The organism is Pseudomonas sp. SF2 (assembly GCF_036858055.1).
GTDB lineage: Bacteria > Pseudomonadota > Gammaproteobacteria > Pseudomonadales > Pseudomonadaceae > Aquipseudomonas.
The window spans coordinates 1-25,574 of record NZ_JAMBDI010000019.1; the positions used below are offsets into that span (position 1 = coordinate 1).

At 63.7% G+C, this 25,574-nt stretch carries 21 protein-coding genes and 2 pseudogenes; 9 read left to right on the top strand and 14 right to left on the bottom strand.

The genetic code is table 11. The features are described from left to right. Positions 1-94: 94 nt before the first annotated feature. From sppA to rluC, 3 genes are read right to left on the bottom strand one after another with little or no spacing between them, the layout of a single operon-like run. Positions 95-1,084: a signal peptide peptidase SppA gene (gene sppA, locus M2S36_RS12730; protein ID WP_207832204.1), complete on the bottom strand. Its 990-nt coding sequence runs from the start codon at positions 1,082-1,084 to the stop codon at positions 95-97. A gap of 6 nt (positions 1,085-1,090) precedes the next feature. Further along, complete coding sequence (locus M2S36_RS12735; protein ID WP_333957233.1) at positions 1,091-1,765, bottom strand: HAD family hydrolase; 675 nt, start codon at positions 1,763-1,765, stop codon at positions 1,091-1,093. A 3-nt stretch (positions 1,766-1,768) separates the two neighbouring features. Then, complete coding sequence (gene rluC / locus M2S36_RS12740) at positions 1,769-2,725, bottom strand: 23S rRNA pseudouridine(955/2504/2580) synthase RluC (RefSeq protein ID WP_013971570.1); 957 nt, start codon at positions 2,723-2,725, stop codon at positions 1,769-1,771. A gap of 798 nt (positions 2,726-3,523) precedes the next feature. Here rluC and rne point away from each other — a divergent pair. Next, entirely contained in the window at positions 3,524-6,739 is a 3,216-nt protein-coding gene (rne, locus tag M2S36_RS12745) for a ribonuclease E (protein WP_333957236.1), read from the top strand. 186 nt (positions 6,740-6,925) lie between these two features. Here rne and murB read toward each other — a convergent pair whose 3' ends face one another. From murB to M2S36_RS12785, 8 genes are all read right to left on the bottom strand, one after another. Continuing rightward, complete coding sequence (gene murB / locus M2S36_RS12750) at positions 6,926-7,945, bottom strand: UDP-N-acetylmuramate dehydrogenase (protein WP_333957237.1); 1,020 nt, start codon at positions 7,943-7,945, stop codon at positions 6,926-6,928. Then, a complete protein-coding gene (locus tag M2S36_RS12755) occupies positions 7,942-8,406 on the bottom strand; it encodes a low molecular weight protein-tyrosine-phosphatase (RefSeq protein ID WP_063911712.1) in 465 nt (154 codons plus the stop codon). Before M2S36_RS12755 ends, murB begins: the two co-directional genes overlap by 4 nt. Beyond that, positions 8,406-9,170 carry a 3-deoxy-manno-octulosonate cytidylyltransferase gene (gene kdsB, locus M2S36_RS12760; protein ID WP_207832213.1) on the bottom strand — a complete coding sequence of 255 codons (765 nt, stop codon included), beginning with the start codon at positions 9,168-9,170 and terminating at the stop codon, positions 8,406-8,408. The genes M2S36_RS12755 and kdsB overlap by 1 nt, the downstream gene beginning before the upstream one ends. Next, positions 9,167-9,352, bottom strand: a complete 186-nt coding sequence (locus M2S36_RS12765; RefSeq protein ID WP_011532874.1) for a Trm112 family protein — start codon at positions 9,350-9,352, stop codon at positions 9,167-9,169. Before M2S36_RS12765 ends, kdsB begins: the two co-directional genes overlap by 4 nt. A gap of 44 nt (positions 9,353-9,396) precedes the next feature. Next, complete coding sequence (lpxK, locus tag M2S36_RS12770) at positions 9,397-10,398, bottom strand: tetraacyldisaccharide 4'-kinase (protein ID WP_207832215.1); 1,002 nt, start codon at positions 10,396-10,398, stop codon at positions 9,397-9,399. Next, positions 10,398-10,832 (bottom strand): ExbD/TolR family protein, encoded by a 435-nt coding sequence (locus tag M2S36_RS12775; RefSeq protein ID WP_046617071.1) that lies wholly within the window; start codon positions 10,830-10,832, stop codon positions 10,398-10,400. Before M2S36_RS12775 ends, lpxK begins: the two co-directional genes overlap by 1 nt. Then, the gene (locus tag M2S36_RS12780; protein WP_003259970.1) at positions 10,829-11,464 is read right to left on the bottom strand and encodes a MotA/TolQ/ExbB proton channel family protein; all 636 of its coding nucleotides are present in this window, start codon (positions 11,462-11,464) and stop codon (positions 10,829-10,831) included. Before M2S36_RS12780 ends, M2S36_RS12775 begins: the two co-directional genes overlap by 4 nt. A gap of 183 nt (positions 11,465-11,647) precedes the next feature. Further along, entirely contained in the window at positions 11,648-13,861 is a 2,214-nt protein-coding gene (locus tag M2S36_RS12785) for a DNA internalization-related competence protein ComEC/Rec2 (protein ID WP_333957241.1), read from the bottom strand. A gap of 142 nt (positions 13,862-14,003) precedes the next feature. Between M2S36_RS12785 and M2S36_RS12790 the strand changes: the two are divergent. After that, a pseudogene (locus M2S36_RS12790) lies at positions 14,004-14,510 on the top strand (DUF2062 domain-containing protein); the annotation flags it as partial. 9 nt (positions 14,511-14,519) lie between these two features. On the opposite strand, the gene M2S36_RS12795 reads toward M2S36_RS12790, so the two are convergent. From M2S36_RS12795 to M2S36_RS12805, 3 genes are all read right to left on the bottom strand, one after another. Further along, entirely contained in the window at positions 14,520-15,299 is a 780-nt protein-coding gene (locus M2S36_RS12795; RefSeq protein ID WP_085625335.1) for an ABC transporter permease, read from the bottom strand. After that, positions 15,296-16,228 (bottom strand): ABC transporter ATP-binding protein, encoded by a 933-nt coding sequence (locus M2S36_RS12800; RefSeq protein ID WP_207832221.1) that lies wholly within the window; start codon positions 16,226-16,228, stop codon positions 15,296-15,298. The genes M2S36_RS12795 and M2S36_RS12800 overlap by 4 nt, the downstream gene beginning before the upstream one ends. A 145-nt stretch (positions 16,229-16,373) precedes the next feature. Then, positions 16,374-16,997, bottom strand: coding sequence for a glutathione S-transferase (locus M2S36_RS12805; protein WP_233694406.1), 624 nt, complete (start codon positions 16,995-16,997; stop codon positions 16,374-16,376). A gap of 171 nt (positions 16,998-17,168) precedes the next feature. On the opposite strand from M2S36_RS12805, the gene M2S36_RS12810 reads away from it, so the two are divergent. The 7 genes and pseudogenes from M2S36_RS12810 (at position 17,169) to M2S36_RS12840 (ending at position 25,449) form a co-directional block, all read left to right on the top strand. Continuing rightward, positions 17,169-18,674 carry a hypothetical protein gene (locus M2S36_RS12810; protein WP_333957242.1) on the top strand — a complete coding sequence of 502 codons (1,506 nt, stop codon included), beginning with the start codon at positions 17,169-17,171 and terminating at the stop codon, positions 18,672-18,674. A gap of 132 nt (positions 18,675-18,806) precedes the next feature. Beyond that, positions 18,807-21,254, top strand: a complete 2,448-nt coding sequence (locus M2S36_RS12815) for an acyl-CoA dehydrogenase (RefSeq protein ID WP_233687160.1) — start codon at positions 18,807-18,809, stop codon at positions 21,252-21,254. Positions 21,255-21,375: 121 nt separating this feature from the next. Beyond that, the gene (locus M2S36_RS12820) at positions 21,376-21,786 is read left to right on the top strand and encodes a PA2817 family protein (RefSeq protein WP_207832229.1); all 411 of its coding nucleotides are present in this window, start codon (positions 21,376-21,378) and stop codon (positions 21,784-21,786) included. Positions 21,787-21,945: 159 nt separating this feature from the next. Beyond that, positions 21,946-22,473, top strand: a complete 528-nt coding sequence (locus M2S36_RS12825) for a fimbrial protein (RefSeq protein ID WP_207832231.1) — start codon at positions 21,946-21,948, stop codon at positions 22,471-22,473. Between the two features lie 60 nt (positions 22,474-22,533). Further along, a pseudogene (locus tag M2S36_RS12830) lies at positions 22,534-22,770 on the top strand (fimbria/pilus periplasmic chaperone); the annotation flags it as partial. Continuing rightward, complete coding sequence (locus M2S36_RS12835; protein WP_333957243.1) at positions 22,754-24,367, top strand: fimbria/pilus outer membrane usher protein; 1,614 nt, start codon at positions 22,754-22,756, stop codon at positions 24,365-24,367. The pseudogene M2S36_RS12830 and the gene M2S36_RS12835, both read left to right, overlap by 17 nt. Continuing rightward, entirely contained in the window at positions 24,364-25,449 is a 1,086-nt protein-coding gene (locus M2S36_RS12840; protein WP_207832252.1) for a fimbrial protein, read from the top strand. The genes M2S36_RS12835 and M2S36_RS12840 overlap by 4 nt, the downstream gene beginning before the upstream one ends. Positions 25,450-25,574 lie beyond the last annotated feature (125 nt).

Genomic DNA, 25,574 nt, shown 5'->3' on the forward strand with positions numbered 1-25,574 from the left:
TGGCCCGAAACAGATGTAGGAGCGAGCTTCGCTCGCGATGCGCCGCGCGGGCGGCGCTCGATCTCACAAACACAGCAAAACGGGCGACGAACCCTCAGCGCAACTGCGGCCCCTGGAACCCCATCCACATCGCCAGGCGCTCAGCCACGCTGGCCCCCACGCGCTTGGAGAAGCGATCGAGCGCCGATTCCTGCACAGTGAAGTCCACCAGCTCCTTCTCACCCACGATCTCACGCGCCACATAGCTGGCACTGCCCAGCCCATCCACCAGGCCCAGCTCCTTGGCCTGCTCACCCGACCAGACCAGGCCACTGAACAGCTCCGGGTGCTCCTTGTCCTTGAGCCGATCACCCCTCCCCTGCTTGACCATGGCAATGAACTGCTGGTGCGTGGTGTTCAGCACGCCCTGCCAGAACTCGGTCTCTTCCGGCTTCTGCGGCGAGAACGGATCGAGGAAGGCCTTGTGCTCGCCCGCAGTGTAGGTACGCCGCTCCACACCTAACTTCTCCATGGTGCCGACAAAGCCATAACCAGCCGCTGTCACACCAATCGAGCCCACCAGACTGGCCTTGTCGGCATAGATCTCGTCCGCCGCGCTGGCGATGTAGTAGGCACCGGAAGCGCCAAGGTCGGTGATGACCGCATACAGCTTGATAGCCGGGTATTCGGCACGCAGGCGGCGGATTTCGTCATACACGTAACCCGACTGCACCGGGCTGCCGCCCGGGCTGTTGATACGCATCACCACAGCCTTGGTCTTGCTGTCCTTGAAGGCCTCGCGCAGGCTCTTGACGATATTGTCGGCACTGGCAGGCTCCTGGTCGGCAATCACCCCGCGCACCTCGACCAGCGCGGTATGGCTGGCACTGCGCGACGCCGCCTTGTCCATGTCCATCAACGGTGTGAACAAGGCCAGGATGCCGAACAGGTAGACGAAGGTCAGCAACTTGAAGAAGATCCCCCAGCGTCGCGCCCGTCGCTGCTCCTGAACACCTGCCAGCAGGGTCTTTTCCAGCAGCTTCCAGCTCTTGCGCTCTTCGCGCTCCTCGGGTTCGGCCTCGGGGGCTTTCCATTCGTCTGCCATGCTTACCTACCTTGGAAATGGAATTGCGGAACCACCCAGCCACTCACGCAACTGGGAGAAATGATCAATGCACACCTGCGGACCAAACTCGGCCAGCGCCTGCAACGACATGGCACCATAGCCCACGGCCACCGAATGCATGCCGGCATTGCTGGCCATCTGCAGGTCGAATGCCGAATCGCCAACCATCAGCGCGCGCGCCGGCTCGACAGCGCAATGGCCGAGGATTTCCTCGAGCATCCGCGGATGCGGCTTGCCGCGGGTCTCGTCGGCAGCGCGGGTGATGTCGAAGAACTGCTCCCAGCCATTGGCCTTGAGCACCCGGTCCAGCCCACGACGCGCCTTGCCGGTGGCCACCGCCAGGCGGTAACCCTCGGCACGGAAGGCATCCAGCGACTCGACCACACCCTCGAACAGCGGCGACGGCTGCTGGTCCAGAGCCATGTAGATATCGGCATAGTGCTGACGGAAGCTTTCGACCTGCGCCGGCGCCAGGTGCGGGTACAGGGTGTGGATCGCCTCGCCCAGGGCCAGGCCGATGATGCCCTTGACCGCAGCCTCGCTGCTTTGCGCCTCACCGGCACGCTCGGCGGCGGCGTTCATGGCCTCAACGATACGCCCGATAGAGTCGGCCAAGGTGCCGTCCCAGTCGAAGATCAGTAGCTCATAGCCTTTTTTCATAGGTCAGGACGCACTCAGACGCTCAACGGTTTTCGCCCAGACTTCATCCACCGGCGCTTCGAGCTTCAGCTCACCACCGTCCGGCAGCGGCACGGTCAACGCGTAGGCATGCAGGAACAGGCGCTTGCCGCCCAGGTCGCGAATCTCGCGGCTGAAGTCTTCGTCGCCATACTTGCTGTCGCCAGCGATCATATGCCCGGCATGCAGGGTGTGCACGCGGATCTGGTGAGTACGACCGGTGATCGGGCGCGCCTCGACAATGGTGGCGAACTCGCCGAAGCGGCGCAGCACGCGGAACAGGGTCAGCGCCTCTTTGCCCTCGTCGTTCACCTCGACCATGCGCTCGCCGGAACGCAGGTTGCTCTTGAGCAACGGCGCACTGACCTGCTTCTTCGAGGTCGGCCAATGGCCGCGCACCAGCGCCATGTAGCGCTTGTCGACACCATCACCGCGCAGCGCGGCGTGCAAGTGGCGCAGCATGCTGCGCTTCTTGGCGATCATCAGCAGGCCGGAGGTATCGCGGTCCAGGCGATGCACCAGCTCCAGCTCCTTGGCGTCCGGGCGCAACTGGCGCAGCGCCTCGATCACGCCGAAACTCAGGCCGCTGCCGCCATGCACGGCGATGCCGGCCGGCTTGTTCATCACGATCAGCGCCTTGTCTTCGTAGACGATGGCCGCCTCCAGGCGCTGCAGCAGGCCCTGGGCCACCGGCGCCGGTTCGTCACGTTCCGGCAGGCGGACGGGCGGTACCCGCACGATATCGCCGGCCTGGATCTTGTACTCTGGCTTGACGCGCCCCTTGTTGACCCGTACTTCACCCTTGCGCAGGATGCGGTAGACCAAGGTCTTGGGCACGCCCTTGAGGGCCGTGATGAGGAAATTGTCGATGCGTTGGCCGGCAAGTTCCGGCGCGACTTCGATCAGCTGAACGCCGGAAGTCGGAGGGGTATTGGTCGTCATGGCGGAATCATAACAATTTTTTATGGAATTGAAGCACTTAATCATTGCTGCTATAGTCGCGAACGCCGCCAAAAGCGGCAGGCCAGCGGCACCAGGCTTCCAGCCGGCCCCTGACCAACGCAATTCTCCAGGACGCGAGGCCGTCCTACGGGGTTTTCGCCAGTTTACCGAATTGCCTGGAATCGCCACCAGCGCTGTGTAGAGAAGACCGAAAAAAACGACAAGTGCGGTGTTTCACCTGCTTACCCGATTCTTTTCGCTGCACCTCTGCCCGCCCCGTCGCTTCCACGCAACGCCCGGCGAATGCTTCGGAAATACCTGCCTTGGACATGAATGGCGCCAGCGCAGAACCTGCGCTGGCGAAAAATGCAACCCGTTGCGGATTCAGCGCGCGGCAGCACCCGAATTATCAGGGATACGTGCAGGGTGGAGATGCACAGCCCTCGGACCGTGTAGCACCGCGTCCGGCCCACCAGCCCACTGAACGGCTGGCGAGCGGATAAGGTCCTGAACAGATGCCCCCGGGCGTCCACGGCTGACGGTTGATTCCTCCTCCTGACTGAGTGCACAAGGCCCGCTTGGTTGATTCGGATTCCAATTCGAAGCCACCGGGGCCTTGTTGGCACCGCAGCAAACAGGACGCGTCGTCGCGACAACGGCAGGCTGGGCAACCGGCTGGTGCCGAACGTTGCTCGACACGGGGGTGGCCCGGCCACCCTTTGCGCACCTTGGCACCGACCATGAGACGTCGTGTGTGCCGAACGCCGTTTCCGGCAGCCCGGAAACCGACGGTACAACATGAAAAGAATGCTGATTAACGCGACTCAACCCGAAGAGTTGCGTGTAGCCCTGGTGGACGGCCAACGTCTCTACGACCTGGACATCGAGTCCGGCGCGCGCGAGCAGAAAAAGGCCAACATCTACAAAGGCAAGATCACCCGCATCGAACCCAGCCTCGAAGCCGCCTTCGTCGACTTCGGCTCCGAACGTCACGGCTTCCTGCCGCTGAAAGAAATCTCCCGCGAATACTTCAAGAAAACCCCCGAAGGGCGGGTCAACATCAAGGAAGTACTGAGCGAAGGCCAGGAAGTCATCGTCCAGGTCGAGAAGGAAGAGCGTGGCAACAAAGGCGCCGCCCTCACTACCTTCATCAGCCTGGCCGGCCGCTACCTGGTGCTGATGCCGAACAATCCGCGCGCCGGTGGCATCTCCCGCCGCATCGAAGGCGAAGAGCGCAACGAACTGCGTGAAGCCCTGAACGGCCTGACCGTACCGGGCGACATGGGCCTGATCGTGCGCACTGCCGGCCTTGGCCGCAGCAGCGAAGAAATGCAGTGGGACCTCGACTACCTGCTGCAACTGTGGACCGCCATCAAGGAAGCGTCCCAGGACCGCGCCGCGCCATTCCTGATCTACCAGGAAAGCAACGTCATCATCCGCGCCATCCGCGACTACCTGCGCCAGGACATCGGTGAAGTGCTGATCGACAGCATCGATGCCCAGGAAGAAGCCCTGACCTTCATCCGCCAGGTGATGCCGCAGTACGCCAGCAAGGTCAAGCTGTACGAAGACAGCGTGCCGCTGTTCAACCGCTTCCAGATCGAAAGCCAGATCGAAACAGCCTTCCAGCGTGTGGTCGACCTGCCGTCCGGCGGCTCGATCGTGATCGACCCGACCGAAGCCCTGGTGTCCATCGACATCAACTCGGCGCGCGCCACCAAAGGCAGCGACATCGAAGAAACCGCCCTGCAGACCAACCTGGAAGCGGCCGAGGAAATCGCCCGCCAGCTGCGCCTGCGTGACATCGGCGGCCTGATCGTCATCGACTTCATCGACATGACCCCGGCGAAAAACCAGCGCGCCGTTGAAGAACGTGTTCGCGAGTGCCTGGAAGCCGACCGCGCCCGCGTCCAGGTCGGCCGCATCTCGCGCTTCGGCCTGCTGGAAATGTCCCGCCAGCGCCTGCGCCCGTCGCTGGGCGAAAGCAGCGGCATCGTCTGCCCACGCTGCTCCGGCACCGGCATTATCCGTGACGTCGAATCGCTGTCGCTGGCCATCCTGCGCCTGATCGAAGAAGAAGCCCTGAAGGACCGCACCGCCGAAGTTCGCGCCCAGGTGCCAATCCCGGTGGCTGCCTTCCTGCTCAACGAGAAGCGCAACTCGATCACCAAGATCGAACTGCGTACCCGTGCGCGCATCATCATCCTGCCGAACGATCACCTGGAAACCCCGCACTTCGAAGTCCAGCGCCTGCGCGACGACAACCCGGAAGTGCTGAGCAACCAGTCCAGCTACGAGATCGCCGCCGCCGAAACCGAAGAAGCGCCGCAGCCGACCGCCACCCGCACGCTGGTACGCCAGGAAGCTGCGGTCAAGACCGCCCCGGCCCGCGCCAACGCGCCGGTACCAGCCGCTGTTGAAGAGCCGCAGCCTGCCCCGGTCGCACCTGCCCCGGCCGCTCCGGAGCCAAGCCTGTTCAAGGGCCTGGTGAAGTCGCTGGTAAGCCTGTTCGCCGCCAAGGAAGAGCCTGCTGCCGCGCCGGTTGTCACCGCCGCCGAGAAACCGGCCACCGAGCGCAGCCCACGCAACGAAGAGCGCCGCAACGGCCGCCAACAGACCCGCAACCGCAACGGCCGCCGCGACGAAGAGCGCAAGCCACGTGAAGAACGTGCCGAGCGCACGCCGCGCGAAGAGCGCCAGCCACGTGAGGAACGTGCGCCACGCGAAGAGCGTGCACCCCGTGAAGAACGTGCACCACGCCAGCCACGCGAAGACCGCCGCGGCAACCGTGGCGAAGAGCGCGTGCGCGAACTGCGCGAGCCACTGGACGCCACCCCTGCCGAACGTGAAGAACGTCAGCCGCGCGAGGAACGTGTAGCCCGTGAAGAACGTGCTCCACGCGAAGAACGCGCACCACGTGAAGAACGTGCACCGCGTGAAGAACGTGCACCGCGTGAAGAACGCGCACCTCGCGAAGAACGTGCTCCACGTGAAGAACGTGCCCCACGTGAAGAGCGCGCACCTCGTGAGGAACGTGCACCTCGTGAAGAGCGTGCTCCACGCGAAGAACGCGCCCCACGCCCAACACGCGAGGAGCGTCAGCCACGCGTAGCCGAAGAAGCCGCCGAGCAGGCTGCCGAACTGGCCGAAGAGCAACTGCCGAACGAAGAACTGCTGCAGGACGAACAGGAAGGCACCGATGGCGAGCGCCCGCGCCGCCGCTCCCGTGGCCAGCGTCGTCGCAGCAACCGTCGTGAGCGTCAGCGCAACGCCAATGGCGAACTGATCGACGGCAGCGAAGAAGAAGGCGGCGAAGAGCAGCCACAACCGCACCAGGCCACCGAGCTGGGTGCAGAACTGGCCGCAGGCCTGGCCGTGACTGCCGCTGTCGCCAGCAGCAACATCAGCGCCGACGCCGAAGCCCAGGCCAACCAGCAGGCCGAGCTTGCCACCGCCGAAGTCGCCCAGCCGGTCGAGCAGGCTGAGAAGGTCGAGCAGGTCGAAGCTGCCGCCAAGGCTGAAGAAGTGGCCGTGGCCCCGGTGGTCGAGCAGCCGGTCAGCGAGCCTGTGGCCGTGATCGAGGCAACTGCCGAGCCGGTGGTCGAAGTCGTTCCACAGCCGGTGGTTGAGGCGGCACCTGCTGCCGAGCCGGCGGTGGTTGCCGAAGCACCGGTAGAAGCACCTGCCGTCGAGGCCGGTGAAATCGAACAGGCCCCGGCCGTGGTCGAAGCTGCTCCGGTTGCCGAGCAACCTGCCCCGGTTGTCGAAGCCCAGCCAGAAGTGGTGGCCGAGCCTGCCCCAGTGGTCGTCGAGCCTGCACCGGTCGAAGCCCCTGCGGCGGTGGAGCCTGCCACTGTCATGCTGGCCAACGGCCGCGCGCCGAACGACCCGCGTGAAGTGCGTCGCCGCAAGCGCGAGGCCGAGGCTGCCGCCAAAGCCGCGCAGGAAGCTGCTGCAGCCGCCGAGGAGCCAGCCCTGGAAGCCGCCGATGAGCACAAGCCTCATCACGGTTGATAGCCAAGGCTGAATGAAAAAGCCCCGCCAGTGCAAACTGGCGGGGCTTTTTCTTGGCTAGGCGTTTTGCCTGTACCGACCTCTTCGCGGGTAAACCCGCTCCCACAGGGACCTCACTACCCTCAGGCCCTGTGAGGTCCCTGTGGGAGCGGCTTTAGCCGCGAAAGGGCCAGCCCAGGCAATGAATCAGTAGAGGTTAGGCTCCATCTCCAGCTCGACCCCGAATCGCTCGAGGATATCGGCCTGGATCCGCCGTGCCAGCGCATGCATCTGCGCCCCGCTCGCCTGGCCATAGTTGACCAGCACCAGCGACTGCAAACGATGCACTCCGGCATCCCCCTCGCGATGGCCCTTCCAGCCAGCCTGCTCGATCAACCAGCCCGCCGCCAGCTTCACCTGGCCATCGGTCTGGGGATAAGCCACCACCCCCGGGTATTGCGCACGAATACGCTCGACCTGTTCAGCCGATACCACCGGGTTCTTGAAGAAGCTCCCGGCATTACCCAGCTCAGCCGGGTCTGGCAGCTTCTCGCGGCGAATGCTGCAGATCGCCTCGCTGATCGCCTGTGCGGTCGGCTCGGTCACGCCTTGCTCTGCCAGGCGCTGGCGCACCGGGCCGTAGTCCAGGCGGGCCTGCAACGTGCGATGCAAGGCAAAGCGCACACGCAGGATCAACCAACGCCCGGGGTTGCGCTTGAACAGGCTGTCGCGATACCCGAAGGCACATTCCGCCAGGCCGAAGTCACGCAACTCGCCGGTCTCGCGGTGCAGGGCGGTCAGGCCGACGAACACGTCCTTGATTTCCACCCCATAGGCGCCCACGTTCTGCATCGGCGCGGCGCCCACGGTGCCAGGGATCAGGCTGAGGTTCTCCAGCCCGCAATATCCCTGCGCCAGAGTCCACTGCACGAATGGGTGCCACGGCTCACCAGCCTCGGCCTCGACCACGATACGTTCGCCATCGTCGCTGAGCACACGCCGGCCACGGCTGGCCATGTGCAGCACCAACGCATCGATATCACCGGTCAGCAGCAAATTGCTACCGCCGCCAATCACCAGCACCGGCAAGCCGCGTTGCTGCGCCTGGCTCAATGCCTGGCGCACCTCCTGGTCATCGTGTGCCGGGCTGAAATAGCGCGCCTTCACATCGATGCCAAAGGTGTTGTACGGCTTGAGCGATACCTGCTCCTGCCACTGCACTGTCATAGCCGCCCCTTGATTTCCAGCACCAGCGCCTGGCACGCCGCTTCAACCAGGTCGAGCACCTGCTCGAAGCCGTCGGCCCCGCCGTAGTACGGGTCTGGTACTTCATCCAGCGCTGCGCCATAGCGGCGCAGGAACAGGTCGAGCTCCGCCACTGCCGTGTGCGGGCGCATCGCACGCAAGTGGCCGAGGTTGCTCTCGTCCATGGCCAGAATCAGGTCGTACTCGGCAAAATGCGCAGCCTTGACCTGCTGGGCGCGCTGCTGCGACAGGTCGTACCCGCGCGCCAGCGCCGCCTTGCAGGTGCGGCTGTCAGGCGCCTTGCCAACGTGCCAGTCGCCGGTGCCGGCCGAGGCCACATGTACCCGGTCGGCAAGCCCGGCAGCCTGCAATTGATGGCGCAGCACGCCTTCGGCGGTGGGCGAACGGCAGATATTGCCAAGGCAGACGAACAGGACGCGCATCAGGCCTCCAGCAAGCGCCGCACGCGCTCCAGGTCTTCAGGGGTATCCACACCCACGGCAGGCGCCTCGATGGCGTCTTCGACGTGGATGCGCACGCCATGCCACAGGGCACGCAGCTGCTCCAGCGCTTCGGTCTGTTCGAGCCAGCACGGGCCCCAGCTGACGAAGTCCTGCAGGAAGCCGACGCGGTAAGCGTACATGCCGATGTGCCGACGATACGGCACGCCTTCTGGCAGCGCGTTGCGGTCCTTGGCAAACGCATCGCGGGCCCAGGGCAGCGGCGCGCGGCTGAAAGTCAGGGCCAGGCCGTTCTTGTCGCTGACTACCTTGACCGCGTTGGGGTTGAATACGGTTTCCGGCTCATGGACCGGTTCGGCCAGGGTGGCGATGCCGGCTTCCGGGTGGGCCGCCAGATTGGCCGCCACCTGGTCGATGATCACCGGCGGGATCAACGGCTCGTCGCCCTGCACGTTGACCACGATGGCATCGGCCGGCAGGCCCAGATGTGCGGCCACTTCGGCCAGACGGTCGGTGCCGGACTCATGGTCGGCACGGGTCATCAGCACTTCGGCGCCGAAGGCCTGGCAGGCTTCGAGGATGCTGGCATCGTCGGTGGCGATGACCACACGGCTGGCACCGCTCTTGCGCGCCTGTTCCCACACATGCTGCACCATCGGCTTGCCGGCGATCGGCAGCAATGGCTTGCCCGGCAGGCGCGTGGAGCGCAGCCGGGCGGGGATCACCACGGTGAAATCCAGGCTCATTTGTCCAGACGCTCTTCGTCGGTCAGGGTACGTGCCTCGCTTTCCAGCATGACCGGGATGCCATCGCGGATCGGGTAGGCCAGGCCCGCGCCCTTGCTGATCAGCTCGGTCTTGTCGGCACTGAGCTTGAGCGGGCCCTTGGTGATCGGGCAGGCCAGGATATCGAGCAGTTTGGTGTCCATTGGAGACTTCCTTTAGGCCAGGTGGCCGGAAATTGAAAACGGGCTCAGGGCTTGCGCAGCAAGCGTTGCAACTGGTTGTCGAACCAGGCGCTGAAAGCCGGCGTAGGCTGCGCCTCGACGGCCAGGTACCACCAGTCGTCAGCGGCGAAGGCCCGGCATTTCACCGCATCCTTCTCGGTCATGACCAACGGCAGCGGCGGGTTGAAGGCCAGGCTCTGGGCACTGAACTGCGCGTGGTCGGCAAAGGGATGCGGCACCGGCTGCCAGTTTAGCCCCAGCAGGGTATTGAAGAAACGTTGCGGGTTGCCGATACCGGCCACCGCGTGCAGGCGTTGGCCTGCGGGGAAGTGGTCAAGCGCGCGCCGCTCGCCACTGCGCAGGTTGACCAGGGCGGACGGCTGCAGGCGGAAGCCGAAGCCATCGGCGCGGTCTGCGCTGGCGCCGTTGAACAGCACCGCATCAGCCTCGTGCAGGCGCTCGGCCGGCTCACGCAACGGCCCCGCCGGCAGGCAGCGGCCATTGCCCAGGCCACGGGCGGCATCGATCAGCACCAGCTCCAGGTCGCGTGCCAGGCGGTAGTGCTGCATGCCGTCGTCACACAGGATCAGGTCGAGGGGTTCGCTGGCCAGCAGTGCCTGCACGGCGCGGGAGCGGTCGGGGTCGATCATCAGCGGCACGCCGGTGCGCTGCACGATCAGCAGTGGTTCGTCGCCGGCCTGCCCGGCCGCCTGATCGGCCCGCACGCGCCAGGGTAGCTGCGGCGGCCTGGCGCCATAGCCACGGCTGACCACGCCCACCTTCAGCCCCTGCTGCCGGCAGTGCTCGATCAGCCAAAGGATCATCGGCGTCTTGCCGGTACCACCCACGGTGATGTTACCCACCACGATGACCGGCACCGGGGCCCGGTAGCTGGCACTTTCGCCACTGAGAAAACGCGCCCGCTTGCGCGTGACCACACGGCGATACAGCGCCTCCAGCGGGCGCAGCAGCGCCAAGGCCGGGTGCCCGGCGTACCAGGCGGCGAGCAGACGGTCGGCGAAGGCCATCAAGGCGTGCCCTGGGCCGCCTCGACGGTGGTCATGCGCAACTGGCTGAAACCGAGCTTGCCGGCGGCATCCATCGCGGTGACCACCGCCTGGTGCGGGGTCTTGCCGTCGGCACTGATGGCCAGCGGCAGCTTGTTGTCGCCGCCCGACTCACGCTCGATCGCTTCGCTCAGGGTAGCCAGGTCGCTCTTGGGCAGCAGGTGGTTGTTCACCGAGTACACGCCTTCGGCGCTGATGGTGATCTCCACCAGCTTGCCCTGGTCGGGTGGCGCCTGCTCGGCGCTGGCGGCTTCGGGCAGCTCGACGCGCAGTTGGGTCTCGCGGGTGAAGGTGGTAGTGACCACGAAGAACAGCAGCAGGACGAACACCACGTCAATCAGCGACGCCAGGTTGATGTCGACGTTTTCCCGCTGGCGATTGCGCCGGAACTTCACGCCTTGCCTCCGGCCACTTCCACTTCACGGTCACCCTGGATCACTTCCACCAGCTTGATCGCCTCCTGCTCCATGCCCACCACCAGCTCGTCGATGCGGCGCAGCAGGAAACGGTGGAAGAACACCGCCGGGATACCGACCATCAGGCCGGCCGCGGTGGTGACCAGGGCCTTGGAGATACCACCGGCCAGCACGGCGGCGTTGGCAGTCATCTGCGAGCCCATGAAGGCGCTGAAGATGTCGATCATGCCCAGCACGGTGCCCAGCAGGCCCAGCAGCGGGGCCATGGCGGCGATGGTGCCGAGAGTGCTGATGTAGCGTTCGAGTTCGTGGATGACGCGCGAGGCGGCCTCCTCGATGCATTCCTTCATGATTTCGCGGCCATGGCGTGAGTTGGCCAGGCCGGCGGCGAGGATTTCGCCCAGTGGCGAATCGGCGCGCAGCGCCTTGAGCTTGTCACTGGTCAGTTGCTTGTCCTTGATCCATATCCACACCTGGCCGAGCAGGTGCGGCGGGGTGACGCGGCTGACGCGCAGGGTCCACAGGCGCTCGACGACGATAGCCATGGCAGCGATGGAGCTCAGAATGATCGGCAGCATCATCCAACCACCGGACTTGACCAATTCCCACACAGTAAACGCCCCTTCGGAAAAAGGCCGCCACTCTACCATAGGCGCGCCGGGGGCTCATCTGCCGGAGGTCAGGGAATTGGTGGAGGCCAGATGGGTATGCCTTGGGTTGGCATCAGGGCCGGCAGGTGCTCGCCACGACAGGCGCTGGAAATGTAATGGCAAGCACCTGCAAGCCAATGCACCTCACGGTGCCCGAACCCGCCAAAACCGCCGCTGCTCCCTCACCCCCTCAACTTCCCCCTGCCTCCCCAGCACCAACCGCAACGCCCCTTGCTCGGCCGTGTCATGTATCACCATCCCATGCCGCCGATAACGCTCGACCACCTGCGCATGCGGGTGCCCGAAGCTATTGTTGCGCCCCCGCGAAATCAGCACCCCGCGCGGTGCCGTGGCGCGGATGAAGGCCTCGCTGGACGAACTGCGGCTGCCATGGTGCGGCGACTGCAACCAGTCGATACGCGGTACTTCGTGGGCCGCCAGCCAGGCCCGCTCGGCACCGGCTTCCATATCCCCCGCCAGCAACAACCGCTCACCCCGCGCCTCGACCAACAGCACACAAGAGCGGTCATTGCTGCTGCGCCCATCAGCCCAGCGCCACAGCGAAAAGCGCACGCCATCCCACGTCCATTGCTCGCCACTGGCACAAGGTTGCAGTTGGATGTCTTCCAGCACTTCGCCACCGACCACCCGGTTGACCGGCAGACCACGCTGGATTGCGCCAGCACCACCGGCATGATCGGCATGGGCATGACTGACCAGCATCAAATCCAGGCTACCCACGCCCAGCTTGCGCAAGGTCGGCAACACCACCCGCTCGCCCAGGTCGCTCTCGCCTCTGGCCGGCCCGGCGTCGTACAGCATGTTGCGATGGCGGGTACGCAACAGCACCGCCAAGCCTTGGCCGACGTCCAGCTGCCAGACCTCGACCTGGCCGAACGGTACCGTCTCCCGGGGCACCCACAGCGCCAGTAGCATCACGCCCCCCAACCCGCGCAGGGGTACGCCATGGGGCATCAAAACCAGCAGCGCACCCAGGCAGACCAGCAGCCAGGCCCACAATGGCAAGGCCGGCGGTACCCATGCAGGCCGTTGCTGCGCCACCAGCGCCAGCAGCTGGAACAGTAGATCCAGCAGGCCACCTGCCAACCAGAGTACCGCCTCCCCTAACCCACCCAACGGCAGCAGTAACGTACCCAGCAACGCCAAAGGCAACACCGCCAGGCTGATCCACGGCACCGCCACAAGGTTGGCCAGCGGCGCACTCAGGCTCACTGGCAAGCCCGTGGCCAACAGCACAGGCAGCAAACCGATGGCCATCACCCATTGCGCCCGCGTCCAGGCCTGCCATGGCCGCCAGCCGCCCAAGCGGGCGCTGAAGCAATAGACAAGCGTGGCCACTGCAGTAAACGACAACCAGAACCCGGGCAACAGCGCCGCCAACGGTTCGACCAGCAGCACCGCGATCAGCGCCAGCAACAGCGGCAGTGTTGCACCAAGGTGGCGATAACGCAGGCGCCAGAGCAACACCACGGCCAGCATCAGGCAGGCCCGCTGCACCGGCACGCCTGCACCGGCCAGCCAGCCGTAGGCCAACGCTGCGGCCATGGCCAGACTGCAAGCCCAAGGTAACCACGGCAACCGTGCCGGCCACAGGCCCCAGCGCGCCAGCCCGGCGACCAGGCCATACAGCAAGCCGGCAACCAGGCCAATGTGCTGGCCAGAAATCACCAGCAAGTGCACCGTGCCGGTGGCCTGCAACGTTTGCCAGTCCTCCCGCGCCAACCCCGCCCCGTCACCAAGCACCAGTGCCACCAACGCTGCCTGCCGGTCATTGGCCTCGACGGCCAGCAGACGCTGGCGCAGCGTGTCGCGCCAACCACCGGCAACCGGCGCCAGCAACTGCCCGGCCTTGACCGTACCGGTGGCACCGACCCGCCGCGCCAGCAATTGCGCCTCACGATCCGGCCCATGCGGGTTGAGCAGCCCGGCCGGGCGCTGCAAGGTCACGGCCAGTCGCCACTGCTCGCCCGCCCGCAGTGGTGGCCCGTCAAACCAGCTCAGTTGCAGACGTTGCGGCAGTTCGGCCCGCCGTGAACGTGGCGCCTCCAACTCGAAGCGCACGCCTTGCGCAGTGCTGGTCGGCAAGCCGACCACCCGCCCCTCCAGCCACAAGGTGCGACCATCCAGGCCAGCAGCCAGGCGATTATCAATTGCCTGCTGGGCAGACCAGCAAGCCCAACACAAGCCCAGCAGCAAGCAGCCCAACGGCCAAACGCGGGTAAACAGGCTGACGGCAGCGCAGACAGCCAGCGATATCAGCCATCCGACCGATGGCAATGCGGGGAGAAAGCCCAGGCACAATAACCCGAGCGCGAGCGCAAACATCCCTGTGCGCATGAAGTAGAGCTCCAGAAGCGAAATCACCTTCTGAGGCATAGCCCAACTGGCGGCAATGCTTGCTCAACAATTGTCACAAACTCTAAACGAGGCTGAGCGGGAATCAGGGCATACTGCCAGGATAAACGCTCCGGGAGCCTACATGCCGCGCCGACTTTTCAAACGCTACATGCCGGACCCGACCAGTATTCGGGAACACAAGTCCTTACGCTTTTTCGGCAAGTTGCTGCACGACCCGAACCTCTGGCATCTGAATCGCCATTCGGTGGCGAGGGCCATGGGCGTCGGCCTGTTCGCGGCGCTTATCCCGATGCCGGCGCAGATGCTGCTGGCCGCCGCGCTGGCCATTCCGCTGCGCGGCAACCTGCCGATCGCGGTCAGCCTGGTATGGCTGACCAACCCGCTGACCATGCCTCCGGTGTTCTTCGTCACCTACATGACCGGCGCCTGGCTGATGCAGGTACCGCCGCGCACCCTGCCCGACGAGTTGACGTTCCAGTGGATCACCGACCAGCTGTCGACGCTGTGGCAGCCCTTCCTGCTCGGCTCGGTGGTGTGCGGCGTGGTGCTGGGCATACTTGGCTACTTCACCACCATGTTCTACTGGCGCTGGTGGGTAGGCCGGCAGTGGCGTCGCCGCCAATGCCGGTGCAAGGCCTCAGGCACGCATGCCGCGGCCGCTGACCAGCAGGCGCACGCACACCAGGTAGAGCACCGCGGTGGCGACCAGCATGAAGGTAATCGCCGTGCCAATGCTGATATCCGACACCCCTAGGATGCCGTAGCGGAACGAGTTGACCATGTGCAGCACCGGGTTGGCCAGCGACACGGTCTGCCAGAACGGCGGCAGCAGATTGATCGAGTAGAACACCCCGCCCAGGTAGGTCAGCGGCGTCAGCACGAAGGTCGGGATGATCGAGATGTCGTCGAAGTTGCGCGCGAACACCGCGTTGACGAACCCCAGCAGCGAGAAGATGGTAGCGGTCAGCAGCACCACGGCTACGGTCACGCCCAGGTGGTGCACCTGCAGGTGGGTGAAGAACAGTGACAGGAAGGTCACGATCACGCCCACCGCCAGGCCGCGCAACACGCCACCCAGCACATAGCCGACGAGAATGGTGTGCGGCGATACCGGCGACACCATCAGCTCCTCGATCGAGCGCTGGAACTTGCTGCCGAAGAAGCTCGACACCACATTGCCGTAGGAGTTGGTGATCACCGACATCATGATCAGCCCTGGCACGATGTACTCCATGTAGGTGAAGCCACCCATGTCGCCGATCTGCCGGCCGATGAGGTTACCGAAGATGACGAAGTACAGGACCATGGTGATTGCCGGCGGTAGCAGGGTCTGCGGCCAGATGCGCAGGAAGCGCCGCACTTCGCGGTAGACGATGGTGTTCAGGGCGACCCAGTTGGTGCGCAGTTCCACACTCATACGGCCACCTTCGACAGGTTTTTTTCCACCAGGGACACGAACAGCTCCTCGAGTCGGTTGGTCTTGTTGCGCAGGCTCTGCACCTCGATGTTCTGCAGCGCCAGCTGGCCGAACAGCGCGGTGATGCCGATGTCCTTGTCCACCTGCACTTCCAGGGTGTGCGGGGTCAGCAGCCGGCACGGGTAGCCCTGCAACGTCGGTGCAGTGGCCAGGTCCTGCTTGATGTCGAGGACGAAGGTTTCGACATGCAGCTTGCCCAGCAACTGGCGCATGCTGGTGTTCTCGACGATGGTGCCGTGGTCGATGATGCCGATGTTACGGCACAGCTGCTCGGCCTCTTCCAGGTAGTGGGTGGTGAGGATGATGGTGATGCCTTTCTGGTTCAGCTCGGTGAGAAAGCTCCACATCGAGCGGCGCAGCTCGATGTCCACACCGGCGGTAGGCTCGTCGAGAATCAGCAGGCGCGGCTCGTGGATCAGCGCGCGGGCAATCATCAGGCGGCGCTTCATGCCGCCGGACAGCGAACGCGACTGCACGTCGCGCTTGTCCCACAGGCCGAGCTGGGTCAGGTACTGCTCGGCGCGCTCCTTCGCCACCTTGGGCGGAATGCCGTAGTAGCCGGCCTGGGTCACGACGATGTCGAAGGTTTTCTCGAACTGGTTGAAGTTGAATTCCTGCGGCACCACGCCCAGGCAGCGCTTGAGCGCCGAGGGCTCGCGATCCAGATCGTGGCCAAACACGTTGACCGTGCCGCTGGTCTTGTTCACCAGCGTGGAGAGAATACCGATGGTGGTGGACTTGCCGGCACCGTTGGGGCCGAGCAAGGCGAAGAAGTCGCCTTCGGCAACATCGAGGTCGATGCCTTTGAGGGCCTGAAAGCCATTGCTGTAGGTCTTGGTCAGCTGTCGAATGGACAGGGCGGAACTCATAGCGGGTCACTTACCGAAGAAAAAGGTGCAGGACACGCCAGGCGAAGTCACTGGCGCAGTGAGTGCGGCCAATGGTGCTTGGCCTGGCCGCACAAGTACAGTCATGTGTATTGATAGTGACTATCGAAACAGCCTTGGTGTTCGATCAGGTCAGCGCGGTCATCACCGCGGCCTGATAGGCCGGACGGGCCTTGAGGCGTTCGTACCAGGCCTCCAGGTGACGCATGGCCGGGCGCTCGATGGGCATTTCGAACCAGGCATAGATGAAGCTACCCAGTGGGATGTCGCCCATGCCGATCTGGTCACCGGAAAGATACGGTTGTTTGGCCAGGGCTTCGTCGGCAATGGCCAGCAGCTGGGCGCATTGCTTGTGCGCAGCGTTGATCGCCACCCAGTCGCGCTGGTCTTCCGGGGTGCGCAACAGGCCCCAGAACAGCGGACGGAACGGAGCGGCGAAGGACGAGGTGGTCCAGTCCATCCACTTGTCGGCCAGGGCGCGCTGGCGTGGGTCTTCGAGGTACCAGCCCTGCTCGATGCCGTACTCGGCGCACAAGTAGCGGACGATAGTATTGGATTCCCACAGGGTCAGGTCGCCGTCTTCCAGCATCGGTACCAGGCCATTGGGATTGCGGGCGCGGTAGTGCGGCTCGTTGACCACGCCGAAGGCGCCGCCAGCGTCGATGGACTCGAAGTCCAGGCCCAGTTCATGGGCGATCCACAGCGCCTTGCGTACGTTGCTCGAATTCTTGCGGCCCCAGATCTTCAGCATGTCGACATCCCTGAATGAACACGAAGGGAGAGTCTAACCCTACAACCTTCAGGTTGCAGCCGAAACCACGCTTGCGCAACCGGGCAGCGCCTACCTGCTAAATCTGCCAGTAGCTGGAATGCAGTGCCGATGTTGCAATCAGTGCACCTGCCAGCGCAGCGAGGCCACACCATGGAACAGGAAACTCATGCCCCCATTCAACCCGATCACGATATGCGCGGCTGGCGCATGCACGTGGTTTTCGATGCGGCCAAAATCAATGCCGCGCGCGAGCGATTGATCGGATCGAAGCCACCCGTGCTCCACGAAACGATTAACTACGAACGGCTCAGGAGTGTAACCAGCGAGCATGTGATCTGCGAACTTGCGACACCCTTCGTGGAATATCTCCAGGACCGTGTGCGGGTCTGCTCACGCATGATGTCCTTCGCCAACTTAATCTGGTCCGCACCGGTATTCGGTGGCAAACCCAGGGCAAGCCTTGAAAGAGTGGTTGCATTTACCAGGAACGAACCGCAATACCTTTATCAGGAGTTCCCCCTGGATGGGTTTGTCGGGCATTGTGCAGGGCCTGGCGCTGCGTTGACGCTGAAAGTTAAAAACGACTCAAGCTTCTATATACAGGCCACTGGCTCGGCTAAGCCTGACGTAGAGCTGGCAGACATCTTTCGCCAACGTTTCAATGCCCTCCCGGACGAGCAGCGCATCCTCCAGCCTTACAAGGTCGAAGCCAGCACACAAAGTCGATGGCTGCTGGATGAATTGCGATTTTACCTGCGCAAGCACCCGAGTTCAGGGGCTCACGTTCTCTATATCGTGAACGGGAAGAGCGACACAGGAACGTACCCCACGCAAGACGACACCCCCGTGGATCAACTGGCCGTCTATATGCCCCATGCCCAAATGCCAGACCCGATCTACTACAATGACTTCACCGACCTTGCCCTCCTCTTGCTACCGCCGTCCCATGTGCTGTGTGACAAAATTGAGGTAGTTCAAAACCATGTTCACAAGATGTCTTACAGGTTCCTGCGCGCCAATGCGGAGCAGGCACAACCCCAGGCACCGCTGAGCTTCCACGCCGACCCTCTGGTCGCAGCGGTCAGCGCCGGCAGCACTGCACACACGATTGAACTGCAGCCGCAAGGTACGGCTATACCCCGCTGGGAATTGGACGGACGCGGCCACGGCTCATTGAAGCCCAATGGCTATAAATGCGATTACTCGGCACCAGCCAAGCCGGAAATTCGCCTGGCTGACAACAGCCTGACCGAGGCACCAACAGCAACCAGGACGTCATTCGAAGAGCCGCTGCGAATAGACCGGGTACTTACAGGTTTTGGCTTGCTTCCCCTTGTATCGACCTTCGTGGTTCTGAACATCGCCCCTAATTTCTTCATCAAGGCCGAGCTTGATCAAGGCCGTCTGAAGCTGCGCTTGTTCTACAGCAACAATGGCAAGGAAACCGAAGCCCCTGCCCACCTGACCGAATGGAAAGTAATGGCAGGTGACGGAAAACTTGATAAGTCCGGCATCTTTACGCCCGGCCTGACCAGCCGCTTCACCGTAATCCAGAGCGTAATGGAGGACCTGACGAACTGGTACTGGGCCTACATCATCGTGCCCGTACCCTTGATGACGGCCGAGGCCTTCGTGGCCAGATGGAACAAGACCTGATTGCCTGCCCCTCGATACCTTGCAGCGAACGCTTCCAGCCACACCTTGTCACTGTTCAGGTAAAGCCTTTGCCAAGCGGCCGTCTAAGCTCTTGGCATAGGCTTCGAACACCGTTTCCATGGAGGAAGGGCTATGTGGCTGTTGTGGTTGGCGGGGTTGGTGATCGGCGCGGCGTACCTCACGCACAGGCGCCTGGCACCCTTGCAGATACTGGGCATCATGGCGGCCTATGTGCTGCTGATGGGTATATTCAGCCATGCACCCGGCTGGCTGCTGACGCTGATCTGGGCCGTGCTGGCGCTGAAAATCGCCCTGGTGGCCTTGCCCGATTGGCGCCGCAAGGTATTCACCGGCCCGGTGTTCCATTGGTTTCAGCGCACTCTGCCGCCGATGTCGCAAACCGAACGCGAGGCGATCGATGCTGGCACCGTGTGGTGGGACGGCGAACTGTTCAGCGGCCGCCCCGACTGGCGCATCCTGCTCGATTACCCGGCGCCGAAGCTGACCGAGGAAGAACAGGCCTTCATCGATGGCCCGACAGAAGCACTCTGCGCCATGGTCAGTGACTGGCAGATCGGCCAGGACATGGACCTGCCGCCCGAAGCCTGGGCACATATCAAGCAGAATGGCTTCTTCGCCCTGATAATTCCCAAGGAATACGGCGGCAAAGGCTTCTCGGCCTACGCCCACTCCCAGGTGGCAATGAAGCTGGCCACCCGCAGCGGCGACCTGGCCTCCACGGTAATGGTGCCCAACTCCCTCGGCCCGGCCGAACTACTGCTGCACTACGGCACCGATAAACAACGCAGACATTACTTGCCACGCCTGGCCCGCGGCGAGGAAATCCCCTGCTTCGCCCTCACTGGCCCGCTGGCAGGCTCCGACGCGGGCGCGATGCCGGACACTGGTGTCGTCTGCAAAGGACAATGGCAAGGCGAGGAAGTCATCGGCCTGCGCCTGAACTGGGAAAAGCGCTACATCACCCTCGGCCCGGTCGCTACCCTGCTGGGCCTGGCGTTCAAGGCCTACGATCCGGACCACCTGCTGGGCGAGGAAGAAGAGTTGGGCATCAGCCTGGCGCTGATCCCCACCGACACCCCGGGCGTGGAAATCGGCAAACGCCACCTGCCGCTGGGCGCCGCCTTCATGAACGGCCCCAACAGCGGCAAGAACGTGTTCGTGCCGCTGGACTGTCTCATCGGCGGCCAGGCCATGCTCGGCAAGGGCTGGATGATGCTGATGAACTGCCTGTCGGTCGGTCGCTCGATCTCCCTGCCGGCCGTGGGTACCGGGGCCGCCAAGTACACCAGCCTGGTCACTGGCCAATATGCCAATATCCGTGAGCAGTTCAATGTGCCCTTGGCAGCTTTCGAAGGCATCCAGGAATCCCTGGCCCGCATCGGTGGCAATGCCTGGCTGATGGACAGCGCCCGCCTGCTGACCGCCAGGGCCGTGGACCTGGGCGAGAAGCCTTCGGTGCTGTCGGCAATTCTCAAGTACCACCTCACCGAACGCGGCCGCGAGTGCATCCAGCACGCCATGGACGTGCACGGTGGCAAGGCCATCATCATGGGCCCGAACAATTACCTGGGGCGCAACTGGCAAGGCGCGCCGATCTTCATCACCGTCGAAGGCGCCAACATCCTCTCGCGCAACCTGATGATCTTCGGCCAGGGCGCCATCCGCTGCCACCCGTTCGTGCTCAAGGAAATGGCCCTGGCTGGCCGCGAGGACCGCGAGCAGGCGCTACGGGAATTCGACGATCTGCTGATGAAACACATCATGTTCGCCGCCGGTAACGCGGCCAGCACGCTAGTGTTCAACCTGGGGCTGGGCCGCCTGGAAAACGTGCCGGGCGATGCCCTCAGCCAAGGCTACTTCCGCGCCCTCAACCGTCAGGCGGCGGCCTTCGCCATGCTGGCAGACCTGTCGATGATGCTGCTGGGCGGCGCGCTGAAACGCCGCGAACGCCTGAGCGCAAGGCTCGGGGATGTGCTGAGTTACCTGTACCTGTCCAGTGCCGCGCTCAAGCGCTATCACGATCTGGGCTCACCGGAACACATGCAGCCTTTGCTGCGCTGGGCGATGGAAGAGAGCCTGGGCCAGGCGGAAACAGCCCTGGACCGGCTGCTCGAGAACTTCCCCAACCGCTTTGTCGGCTGCGCACTACGGGCCCTGGTGTTCCCCTTCGGCCGCCGCCATACCGGGCCCAGCGATGAACTGGATGCCGAAGTCGCGGCGCTGATCGGCCGCAGCAAGGGCGACCCGGCTCTGGAAGAGTTGCTTGCGGGTTGCTTCAGGCCGCAGGCCGAGGGCGACCCGGTGGCAGCACTGCAACGGGCTTGCGCGTTGCTGGATGACGCAGCGCCACTGCACAAGGCGCTTCATCAGGCGATAAAGGAGGGCAAGGTACGGCCAGCCCCCGGCCAGTCGGTGATTGCTGCGGCTGTAGAGGGTGGTGTACTGCAGCCGGGTGAAGGGCAACGGCTGCAGACCGCGGAACAGGCACGCCGGGCAGTGATCGATGTGGATGCCTTCGACAAAGCGCAGTTGCTGCCCGAACAGGGCAAGGTGCGCTGATCCGTTGCCCCGTCTGCCGGGTGGACGGAGCCTGAGGGGGCGGTACGGCCACCGCCTTCCCCAACCCGCCCCCAACCGGCGTATACTCCGCCCCCGTTTCAACCACCCCGAGGACCACCCCATGGCCAACCCCCATCTGGAATACCACCTGCAACTGCTGAATCACCTGCGCACCATCCTGGCAGCCCTGGGTGAGGCCGAGCAGGTACCGGAGGAAAGCCACGTCCTGTTTCTCGAACGCTTCGACGAACTGCTGACCCTGCTGCCGCAAGATCCCCTGCAAAGCCAGTACCTGGGCCAGGACCTGATCTGCCAGGTGATCCAGCGCTACCCGCAAATCGCCCACCTGGTGCCACGCGACCTGCTGTGGTTCTTCGGTGGCGACTGCCTGCACTTCATGCCGGATGAAGAGCTGAGCCTGTACCAGGCCCTGGAAGAGCGCCGCTACGAATGCGAACAGCGTGGCGAACCGTTCGACTGGCTTGAGCAAAAGCAGTTGCTGGCTTCGACGGCAGCCGATACCCGCCACTGATCCCGGGCTGCACAGACGAAGGGGCATGGCTCCCCTTCGATCAGCCTGTTTCCCCCGCATTGTGCAGCCTTCGCCTACAGCCCACCTGTGTTGCCCTGCGTACTCTGTCTGCGCGCTGAGATACATGAGTTCGCAGCCATTCAACACAGGGATCATCCAATGAAAAAAACACTATCTGTACTTGCGCTGAGCCTTTGCAGCAGCGCGGCAATGGCAGCCATCATCAACTTCGATGGTTCTGTCAGTGCGCCTGGCACCTGCCCTATCGAGGTCGTTACCCCAGGCGGTCCAAGCCTGCCAGTGGTCTTCCTGGGTAACTTCAACACGTTCGACTTCGATGCAATCGGCCAGGAAACCACCAAGAGAGAATTCGCGTTGCGCGTGCCGGCAAGCTGCGTGACTGGCACCCAGAATGCCTACGCCACCTTCCAGGCGGGCCTCGGTGCGGATCCGGCAAATGCCGATCTTTATGCCCTCAGGGACGGCCTTGGCTACACCACTGGCCTGGGTCTGGCAATCAACGACCTCACGAAACGCCTCAAGCCCAATACCGAATCGATGGCCTATGAGGTGAAAGACACCGGCGACACCGACATGGTCTTTTCAGCACGCCTTGTCACCACCGCTGCGAAGGTGAGCGAAGGGCAGATCGACAGCAACATCTCATTCAATGTCGACATCCGCTGATTCTCCCCCCCTGCGCTGCCAGGGGGACTCATCCGTTTCGCCTATCATGCCGGCCCCACCATGTCCATAACCACGCTGCGCAAGTACGTACTCAGCTTTGCCTGCCTGGCAACGCTTTCCTCAACCAGTGAAGCGGCCTTGACCATCAGTGCCACCCGTGTTGTCCACTCCAGCGACAAACACAGCAGCTCGGTGGTTGTCGCCAACCCAAGCCAGGCCACTTACGCGGTACAGGCCTGGGTAAACACCGAGGCCGACGACACCAGTACCGCAGTGCCTTTTGCCGTACGGCTACCCGCTCTACTCCACCTTCGTCGCCCCCGGCCCATACGAAATCGACGACCTGGCCGTTGGCGCCAGCAGTGGCGAACTGGAAGTGGTGCTGACCGAAGCGGATGGCCAGGTGCGCCGCTTCATCCAGCCGTACTCGACCCTCAGCAACCTGATGCGTGCCGGCGTGTGGCGCTACGACCTGGCCCTTGGCCGCTATCACGGCGCTGGCCAGGCCGACACACCAGCGCTGTGGCAGGGTGCGCTGGCCCGGGGCATCGGCTGGGACAGCACGCTGTACACCGGCATACTCGGTGGCGACTACTACCGCGCCGCCACCCTGGGCCTGGCGCGGGACTTCGGGGCACTCGGCGCATTGTCGCTGGACGTCACGCAAGCCACTACCGACCTTGGCCCCGCACTGGGCGAAGTGAAGGGCAACAGCCTCTCGGCCCGCTACGGCAAGGCCTTCGACATCGGTACCAGCCTGAACTTTGCCGGCTACCGCTATTCCACCGTCGGCTACCGCGACTACGACGAAGCCGTCCTGCAGCGCAACGCCTCCAGCCTGTACCTGGGCAACCGCCGCAGTCGGGTGGAGGCCTCGGTGTACCAGCATTTCGGCAATGCCGGCACGCTCAGCCTCACACTGTCACAGGACGACTACTGGCACAGCAGCCTGCAACGGCGCCAATATCAGCTGCAATACAATGCGCAATTGCCGCACAACGTCAGCCTCAACCTGTTTGCCTCGCAGTCGCTCACTTCGTCACGCAGCAACGACCGCCTCATCGGCCTGGGCATTACCCTGCCGCTGGACTTGGCGCATGCCTCCAGCGCCACGTTCGACCTGCAACACAGCGCAGGCAAGTCCAACGAACGCGCCAGCCTCAGCGGCCACTTCGACGAGCGGCGCCTGAACTACCGGGCTACGCTGGCCAACGACACCCGGCAAAGTGGCAGCCTGTCGCTGGGCTACCAGGGAAGCCATGCCAACTACGGCATGGGCTACAGCGAGGCCTCCGACTATCGCAGCCTGTCACTGAGCACCAGCGGCGCCCTGCTGGCGCACGGCGGCGGCATGCTGTTGGCACCGTTCATAGGCGAAACCAACGCCGTGGTGCATGTGCCGGATATCGCCGGGATCGGTGTCAGCCAGGGGCAGCAGGGCAAAACCAACGGCGACGGCTATGCCTTGGCACCCTATATGCGCCCTTACCGGGCCAACCCCGTTGTGCTGGAACTGGACCAGCTCGACCCGGAAATCGAAATCGACAACGGCGCCACGCAGGTGGTGCCACGCCGCGGCGCTGTAGTACTGGCGCAATTCGCGGCGCGCCGGGTCAACCGCCTGGTGCTGACCCTGTTGCAAGCAGACGGCCGCCCCTTGCCCTTCGGCGCACAGGTCAGCGATGAGCACGGCCAGGAACTGGCGATAGTCGGCCAAGGTGGCCAGGCACTGGTGGCCACCCACCTTGAGAACCAGCAACTGCTGGCCAGGTGGACCGCAGGTACAGAGCAGCAATGCAGCTTCGACATCACGCCCGCCACCTTGCCGCTTGAACAAGGCTATCGCCTGCAGACTTTGCGCTGCCAAGCCCCCTCCGACAGGAAAATCCAATGACCACTTTCACTCGCCAGCGCCTGCGAACGGCCCTGCTGTTTGCCAGCCTGCCTTTCATTACCCTGCAAGCCGCCTATGCCGCATCAGGTTGCGCCACCCAAAACGGTCCTGGCCCCGCGGTATTCACAGCAGATTTCACAAATGTATGGGTACCCAGGGATCTGCCAGTCGGTGAGCCAATCGTCACCAAAACCTTTGCCGGGCTGCTGGACCCATCAGCCACTCGCATCCAATGCGACAACGACGGCTCAGGCCTGCTGGAGGCGCGCATCGATTACACCGCTCCATTCGCCCACAACCTGCCCATGCGACTGGGCAATGGGCGCTTCGCCAACAGGGTTGTCAGAACACGGATCGCCGGGATTGGCGCAGTGATCGAGATGCGCTGGCCGTTTGCCGGTCAAGCCTTCAACAACTTTTATTCGGCAGGCAGCGACAATACCGTACCTTACTACGGCACCAACAACCGCCTGATAGGCGCGCCCCCTCTGTTTATCGGCCCGCTCTACATGGATGTGACGCTGGTCAAGACCGGGCCCATAGCCTCTGGGCCGATCCTCCTGGATGAAGAACTGGCCCATGGCAGCACCACGGATGTGCCCGACGCCTTTCGCCTGCGGGCAAGCGCCACCCTGCACCAGGCACAGTGCACGCTGAAAAGCGATGCCGTCAGTGCCGACCCCGTGGATTTGGGCAGCCACACAGTGGCGGACTTCCCGGGAAAGGGCACCACCACAACCAGCATACCGTTCCACATCACTTTGAGTGACTGCGAGGACGACCCTGCCGCGAGCACCGCCACCGCCTACATCTACTTGACAGGTACCGACGGCTCGGTGGCAATTGACCCGAAGCTTGGCCTGTTCAGCCTGGGCAATGGCTCGACGGCGAAAGGCATCGGCATCCAGATAACCGATGACCTGGGGGTTCCCGTCCCCCTGCAGGAACACGTGTCGAGCAACAAAAAACTCGAGCTCCCTCTCACCCGCCTGCCCTATCGTGCGCATTTCTACCAGACCGACGACCGAGTTACGCCTGGCTCGGCCAGAGGCGCGCTCGACTTCACCATCAGCTATCGCTGAGCACTACGATGCCTGCGCAGCGGCGTTCGCGCAGGCATCGCCGGAAAATCAGGCATGCAAAAACGCAGAAAGGAACCCGAAGGTTCCTTTCTGCGTTACATGTTTGGAGCGGGAAACGAGACTCG

Coding starts and splice junctions, on each gene's coding strand:
- sppA (WP_207832204.1), bottom strand. CDS start 1,084: ATGGCAGACGAATGGAAAGCCCCCGAGGCCGAACCCGAGGAGCGCGAA.
- M2S36_RS12735 (WP_333957233.1), bottom strand. CDS start 1,765: ATGAAAAAAGGCTATGAGCTACTGATCTTCGACTGGGACGGCACCTTG.
- rluC (WP_013971570.1), bottom strand. CDS start 2,725: ATGACGACCAATACCCCTCCGACTTCCGGCGTTCAGCTGATCGAAGTC.
- rne (WP_333957236.1), top strand. CDS start 3,524: ATGAAAAGAATGCTGATTAACGCGACTCAACCCGAAGAGTTGCGTGTA.
- murB (WP_333957237.1), bottom strand. CDS start 7,945: ATGACAGTGCAGTGGCAGGAGCAGGTATCGCTCAAGCCGTACAACACC.
- M2S36_RS12755 (WP_063911712.1), bottom strand. CDS start 8,406: ATGCGCGTCCTGTTCGTCTGCCTTGGCAATATCTGCCGTTCGCCCACC.
- kdsB (WP_207832213.1), bottom strand. CDS start 9,170: ATGAGCCTGGATTTCACCGTGGTGATCCCCGCCCGGCTGCGCTCCACG.
- M2S36_RS12765 (WP_011532874.1), bottom strand. CDS start 9,352: ATGGACACCAAACTGCTCGATATCCTGGCCTGCCCGATCACCAAGGGC.
- lpxK (WP_207832215.1), bottom strand. CDS start 10,398: ATGGCCTTCGCCGACCGTCTGCTCGCCGCCTGGTACGCCGGGCACCCG.
- M2S36_RS12785 (WP_333957241.1), bottom strand. CDS start 13,861: ATGCGCACAGGGATGTTTGCGCTCGCGCTCGGGTTATTGTGCCTGGGC.
- M2S36_RS12795 (WP_085625335.1), bottom strand. CDS start 15,299: ATGAGTGTGGAACTGCGCACCAACTGGGTCGCCCTGAACACCATCGTC.
- M2S36_RS12800 (WP_207832221.1), bottom strand. CDS start 16,228: ATGAGTTCCGCCCTGTCCATTCGACAGCTGACCAAGACCTACAGCAAT.
- M2S36_RS12805 (WP_233694406.1), bottom strand. CDS start 16,997: ATGCTGAAGATCTGGGGCCGCAAGAATTCGAGCAACGTACGCAAGGCG.
- M2S36_RS12810 (WP_333957242.1), top strand. CDS start 17,169: ATGGAACAGGAAACTCATGCCCCCATTCAACCCGATCACGATATGCGC.
- M2S36_RS12815 (WP_233687160.1), top strand. CDS start 18,807: ATGTGGCTGTTGTGGTTGGCGGGGTTGGTGATCGGCGCGGCGTACCTC.
- M2S36_RS12820 (WP_207832229.1), top strand. CDS start 21,376: ATGGCCAACCCCCATCTGGAATACCACCTGCAACTGCTGAATCACCTG.
- M2S36_RS12825 (WP_207832231.1), top strand. CDS start 21,946: ATGAAAAAAACACTATCTGTACTTGCGCTGAGCCTTTGCAGCAGCGCG.
- M2S36_RS12840 (WP_207832252.1), top strand. CDS start 24,364: ATGACCACTTTCACTCGCCAGCGCCTGCGAACGGCCCTGCTGTTTGCC.